We start from the raw sequence: 5,827 nt of genomic DNA, 5'->3' as shown, positions 1-5,827 counted from the left end.
CCCGAGCGACGCGCGTCAAGGTCGCTTCGACGACTTTCTCGGCGGCGCGGCGGCGACGTTCCGGCGAATCGCGTTCGGGGTCGACCGCGAGGCGCGAGGTCGCGACCGCGCGTCCGCGGAGGTCGGCGACGGTCGCGGTGACGTGGCCGCGGCCCGCGTCGACCCCGACGACGAGACCGGCGTCGTCGCGCAGGGCGAAGCGTCGCGCGGGGCGACCCTTGGAGTACTCGCCGACGGCGCGGGCGTTCGGCATCTCGACGAGGAGGCCGCGCACGACGAGCTCGTCGAGCACGTCGATCGTCGTCGAGCGGGTGAGGGTGACCGCCGACATGACGTCGCTGGCGGTGAACGCCTCGGCGTCCCAGGCGTAGGCGAGCACGGCGTCGAGGCTGTGGCGGCGGAGCGAGGGCACCGAGGGTGTGGCATCCGTCATCGGATCTTGACCCCCTTCGTGTCTCCTGCAATACTGCCGTCATCGAATTGATTTGGCGAGTAGATTTACTCTCTGATTCTAGGAAGTCGCAACGATGCGAGGAGGACACGTGTCAGCGAAGACGGCAACGGTGCGACGGTGGGTCGCGGCGGGGGCGGTGACGGCACTGGGAGCGGCGATGCTCGCGGGTTGCTCCGCCGACGGCCGCGAGACCATCCGCTTCACCTTCAGCAAACGTGAGGCGCTCGCGTTCATGAACCAGGTGGTGGCGGACTACAACGCCTCGCAGGACAGGGTGCGGGTCGAGATGGACGCCTCGGGCGTCGACGTCGTCTCGGCGAGCTTCGTCCGGGGCAATCCGCCCGACATCATGCTCGCGAACTACAACTACGAAGTCGCCCGGTTCGTGCAGCGCTGTGCGCTCACCGACCTGTCCGGCACCGCGGCGGCGGCGACGGTCCGCGAGGACCTGCAGCCGCTCATGGACCAGTACGGCGTCTGCGCCGGCCGCACCAGTGCGCTGCCGTACTCGGTGATGGCCTCGTCGGTCATCTACAACACCGAGATCTTCGATCAACTCGGGCTCGACGTCCCCACGACGTGGGACGAACTCCTCCGGACCGCCGAGACGCTCCAGGCCAACGGCATCACCCCCTTCTACGGCACCTTCAAGGACGACTGGACCGTGGGGCAGGGCTGGTACGACTACTCGATCGGCGGATCGCTCGACGTGCTCGACTTCTTCGACGCCCTCGCCGCCGAGGGCGACCGGGTGGGAGCCGATTCCGCGGTGTCGTTCCAGAGGGACTTCGCCGGTGCCATGAGCCGCATGAGCGAGCTCGCCACGACCTACACGAACCCGGATGCCGACAGCCGGGCCTACGGCGACGGGAACCTCGCGTTCGCCCAGGGGCAGGCGGCGATGTACCTGCAGGGGCCATGGGCGCTCGGCGAGATCGCCAAGACCGCGCCCGACCTCGCGGTGGGGACGTTCCCGCTCCCGATGACCGACGACCCCGCCGACCTCGCCGTGCGGGTCAACATGGACCTCGCCGCGACCATCCCCGAGGGCTCACGCCATCAGGATGCCGCGCGCGACTTCCTCGAGTACCTCTACCAGCCGCAGATCATCGAGGCCTACAACGAGTCGCAGCTCGGGTTCGCGCCGACGAAGGACGCGCCCTCGCCGAGTGACCCGCGCGTCGCCGGGATGATCCCGTTCTACGACGCGGGCCGCATCTACCAGGGCGCATCGGTCCTCGTGCCGAAGACGATCCCCGTCTTCAACTACGCCCAGGCGATGATCCTCGGCGCCTCGCCCCAGAACACGCTGCGCACGATGGACCAGGACTGGGCTCGCCTGGCCTTCCGGCAGCCCGCCGCGTCGACCACCGACTCCGCCTCCGCCGCCGCCGAGGGAGGCCAGCGATGACCACCACGACGACGATCGTCACCGGAGGGAAGGCCGCTGCGCGCCGCAGCACCCGCCGCGTCGAGCCGATCTACTACGTCTTCCTGATCCCGACCCTCGTGCTGTTCACGCTGGCGATCACGGTGCCGGGCATCATCGGCATCTTCTTCAGCTTCACCGACTCCATCGGCCTCGGCGAGTGGAACTTCGTCGGGCTGACGAACTACATCGCCCTCTTCAGCGACCCGGCCATCCTCCAGGCGTACCTGTTCACGTTCGGGTTCTCGGTCGCAACGGTCATCGTCGTCAACATCGCGGCGTTCCTGCTGGCCGTCGGGCTGACGGCGCAGATCCGCTTCAAGAAAGCGCTGCGCACCGTGTTCGTCATCCCGATGGTGATCTCGGGCATCATCATCGCCTTCGTCTTCAACTTCCTGTTCAGCAACTCTCTGCCGCAGGCGGGAGCCGCCCTCGGCATCCCGTGGCTCGAATCGAGCCTGCTCGCCAACCCCGACCTCGCGTGGGTCGCGATCGTGATCGTCACCGCGTGGCAGGCGATCCCGGGGACGCTCCTGATCTACATCGCCGGGCTTCTCTCGGTACCGGGTGACGTCTACGAGGCCGCGGGCCTCGACGGCGCCGGCAAGGTCCAGCAACTGCTGCGCATCACGCTCCCGCTGGTCGCCGGGTACGTCGTCATCAACGTCATCCTCGGCTTCAAGGGGTTCCTCAACGCTTACGACATCATCGTCGGTCTCACCAATGGCGGTCCCGGCACCGCGACCCGCAGCGTCGCGATGTCGATCATCTTCGGCTTCAACGGCGGCGACTACGCCTATCAGATGGCCAACGCGGCCCTGTTCTTCCTCGTCGCCGTCGTCATCTCGCTGCTGCAGCTCTCGCTGACCCGGGGAAGGAACACCCTCTCATGACCGCTGTCAACCAGCCGGCGCTCGCCTTCGAGCAGGCCGACCTCGCCCTCCCCGATCAGCGCCGCACCGAACGGCGGCCGCGCCGCGTGGGGACGGAGCGGATCAACTGGTCGACCACGACGATCCTCGTCCTCTGCTCCGTCACGGTGCTGCTGCCCCTGTACGTCACCGTCACGATGGCGCTGAAGAGCGGGGCGCAGGTCGTCGACGGCAACGCCTTCTCGTTCCCGGCGCCGATCAGCTTCGACGGGTTCGTGCAGGCGTGGACGCTGACGAAATTCCCCGTCGGGCTCGCGATCTCGCTCCTCGTCACCGCCGGAACCGTGCTGGCGACCATCGTTCTCGCGGCCTTCGCCTCCTATGCGATCGCCCGCAACTGGGACCGCAAGCTCTTCCGGTACTCGTTCTTCTACCTGCTCGCGGCGATGTTCATCCCGTTCCCCGTGGTGGCGTTGCCGCAGATCCAGCTCACCGGCCGGGTCGGGCTCGACAACCCGTTCGGCGTGATCATCCTCGCCACGATGTTCCAGTTGAGCTTCAGCGTGCTGCTGTTCACGGCATTCCTGCGCTCGATCCCGCTCGAGCTCGAGGAGAGCGCGCGCATCGATGGCGCGACGACGTGGCAGACCTTCTGGCGGCTGATCTTCCCGCTGCTCGCGCCGATGAGCGCGACCGTCGGCATCTTCGCCTTCCTGTACGCGTGGAACGACTTCATGATGCCCTCGCTCATCATCAGCGATCCCGCGATGCAGACGCTGCCCGTGCGTCAGAACCTGTTCCAGACGCAGTTCAGCAACAACTACAACGTCGCCTTCGCGTCGTACCTCATGGCCATGGCCCCCGCGATCGTCGCCTACCTCTTCACCCAGCGATGGGTGATGGCCGGTGTCACGCAGGGCGCCGTCAAGGGCTGATCGACCCCTCCCCGAAAGGACCCTCTTGTGACCTCCGCCGCACCCTCCGTGCACGCCCGCGCCCTCTCCGACGCCCCCGACTGGTGGCGCCAGGCCGTGGTGTACCAGGTGTATCCCCGCAGCTTCGCCGACAGCAACGCCGACGGCCTCGGCGACATCCCCGGCATCACCGCGCGCGTGCCGTACCTCGCCGAACTGGGGGTGGATGCCATCTGGCTGAGCCCCTTCTACCCCTCGGCGCTCGCCGACGGCGGGTACGACGTCGCCGACTACCGCGACGTCGACCCGCGCCTGGGGACCCTGGCCGACATGGACGAGCTCATCGCGCAGCTGCACGCCCATGGCATCCGGGTCGTCGTCGACATCGTGCCGAACCACACCTCGGACGACCACGCGTGGTTCCAGGAGGCTCTCGCCGCCGGCCGCGGGTCGGCCGCGCGCGACCGGTACATCTTCCGCGAGGGGACCGGTCCCGATGGGTCCGAGCCGCCGACGGACTGGCAGTCGGTGTTCGGCGGGTCCGCGTGGGAGCGTGTCGCGGACGGGCAGTGGTACTTCCACAACTTCGACGTGTCGCAGCCCGACCTGAACTGGGCGAACCCCGAAGTGCGGGCGGACTTCGTCTGCACCCTGCGGTTCTGGAGCGACCGCGGTGTCGACGGGTTCCGTATCGACGTCGCCCACATGCTCACCAAGGACCTCAGCGAACCGCTGCCGTCGGCCGCCGAGCTCGCCGCGATGCCGCAGGACGGTACCCACCCCCTGCTCGACCGCGACGACGTGCACGAGGTCTACGCCGAGTGGCGCGCCGTGTTCAACGAGTACGACCCGCCCCGTACCGCGGTCGCCGAGGCGTGGGTGCACCCCTCGCGTGTGCCGCTGTACGCGAGCATCGAGAGCCTGGGGCAGTCGTTCAACTTCGACCTGCTCGAGGCCGACTTCGACGCGGGCCAGTTCCGCCGCATCGTCGCCGACAACCTCGCGCTCGCCGCCGAGTCGGGGTCGTCGACGACGTGGGTGCTGTCGAACCACGACGTCGTCCGCCACGCCACGCGCTACGGCCTGCCCGACGCTGAGCGCGGTGCCGACGGTCGCCCGACCCTCAAGCACGGCAACCGGTGGCTGCTCTCGGGCGGGGTCGAGCCGACCCTCGACGCCGAGCGCGGCGAACGTCGTGCCCGCGCTGCGGCGCTGTTCGTCCTGGGTCTCCCGGGCTCGGCGTACCTGTACCAGGGCGAGGAGCTGGGGCTGCACGAGGTCGCCGACATCCCCGACGCCCAGCGCCAGGACCCGACGTTCTTCCGCAGCCCCGGTGTCGACCAGGGGCGGGACGGATGCCGCGTGCCGCTGCCGTGGAGCGCTTCCGGGCCCGCGTTCGGCTTCGGCGGGGCGGGGGCGCACCTGCCGCAGCCGGAATGGTTCGCCGCGTACGCCGTCGACCGCCAGGATGGCGACCCGGGTTCGACGCTGTCGCTCTACCGCCGCGCCCTCGACCTGCGGCACGAGCTGCAGACCGCCGAGGATCTGGAGTGGCTCGACCTCGGCCGTGACGAGGTGGTGGCCTTCACCCGCCCCGACGGCTGGACCGTCGTGACGAACTTCGGCACCGAGCCGGTCGCCCTGCCCGCGGGCGAGGTGCTGCTGTCGAGCGCGCCGGTCGAGTCGGGCACCCTGCCCGGCGAGGCAACGGCCTGGCTGCGGAGCGCCTAGCTATCTCTCGCGTGAGGGGTCAGAGTGTGTCGCTTCCGGGCTGCCGAAGCGACAATTCTTGACCCCTCACGCGCTGGGAAGGCGCAGCCACGTGGCGCCGCGGCGCTCGATCGCGCCGGCGGCGGCGAAGGCCTCCAGCCAGCCGCCCATGGGCCAGACGCCCCAGCGGCGGTGGAACGCGGCGCCGTTGCGGAGGATATCGTCGAGGTGCTGCCACGGCGGTGAGGACACCGGATGCCACTGGTGGTAGGCATCCGCCCCGCCCGTCCACACCAGGGGGATGCCGGCGGCCCGCGCGGTCCAGGCGAGGTCGGTGTCCTCGGCGCCGTACCCCTCGTACGCGTCGTGGAATCCGCCGAGGCGCTCCCACGTCGCGGCGGTGACGGCGAAGGACAGCGACCAGAACAGGTCGTATTCGTCGGCGGTC

The 5,827-nt window shown here is 69.2% G+C and carries 5 protein-coding genes and 1 pseudogene; 4 read left to right on the top strand and 2 right to left on the bottom strand.

The window, feature by feature from the left end; genetic code table 11:
• A pseudogene (locus tag LQV45_RS16145) lies at positions 1-433 on the bottom strand (ROK family protein); the annotation flags it as partial.
• A gap of 109 nt (positions 434-542) precedes the next feature.
• Between LQV45_RS16145 and LQV45_RS16140 the strand changes: the two are divergent.
• The 4 genes from LQV45_RS16140 to LQV45_RS16125 are packed head-to-tail and all read left to right on the top strand — an operon-like array spanning position 543 to position 5,400.
• Positions 543-1,865: an ABC transporter substrate-binding protein gene (locus LQV45_RS16140; protein WP_230007908.1), complete on the top strand. Its 1,323-nt coding sequence runs from the start codon at positions 543-545 to the stop codon at positions 1,863-1,865.
• A complete protein-coding gene (locus LQV45_RS16135; RefSeq protein ID WP_230007907.1) occupies positions 1,862-2,776 on the top strand; it encodes a carbohydrate ABC transporter permease in 915 nt (304 codons plus the stop codon). Before LQV45_RS16140 ends, LQV45_RS16135 begins: the two co-directional genes overlap by 4 nt.
• The gene (locus tag LQV45_RS16130) at positions 2,773-3,690 is read left to right on the top strand and encodes a carbohydrate ABC transporter permease (protein ID WP_230007906.1); all 918 of its coding nucleotides are present in this window, start codon (positions 2,773-2,775) and stop codon (positions 3,688-3,690) included. Before LQV45_RS16135 ends, LQV45_RS16130 begins: the two co-directional genes overlap by 4 nt.
• 27 nt (positions 3,691-3,717) lie before the next feature.
• The gene (locus LQV45_RS16125; RefSeq protein ID WP_230007905.1) at positions 3,718-5,400 is read left to right on the top strand and encodes a glycoside hydrolase family 13 protein; all 1,683 of its coding nucleotides are present in this window, start codon (positions 3,718-3,720) and stop codon (positions 5,398-5,400) included.
• A 66-nt stretch (positions 5,401-5,466) separates the two neighbouring features.
• On the opposite strand, the gene LQV45_RS16120 is transcribed toward LQV45_RS16125, so the two are convergent.
• On the bottom strand, positions 5,467-5,827 hold a 361-nt coding region (locus LQV45_RS16120), incomplete at its 5' end, for a galactosyltransferase-related protein (RefSeq protein ID WP_308288875.1).

It is taken from the genome of Microbacterium sp. Bi128, from assembly GCF_918698205.1.
The sequence above is the reverse complement of the archived record's forward strand: the minus strand, read 5'-3'. Positions and strand labels throughout refer to the sequence as shown.

What these genes read in the sequence shown, in the direction of transcription:
- LQV45_RS16135 (WP_230007907.1), top strand. Translation starts at nt 1,862, where the DNA reads ATGACCACCACGACGACGATCGTCACCGGAGGGAAGGCCGCTGCGCGC.
- LQV45_RS16130 (WP_230007906.1), top strand. Translation starts at nt 2,773, where the DNA reads ATGACCGCTGTCAACCAGCCGGCGCTCGCCTTCGAGCAGGCCGACCTC.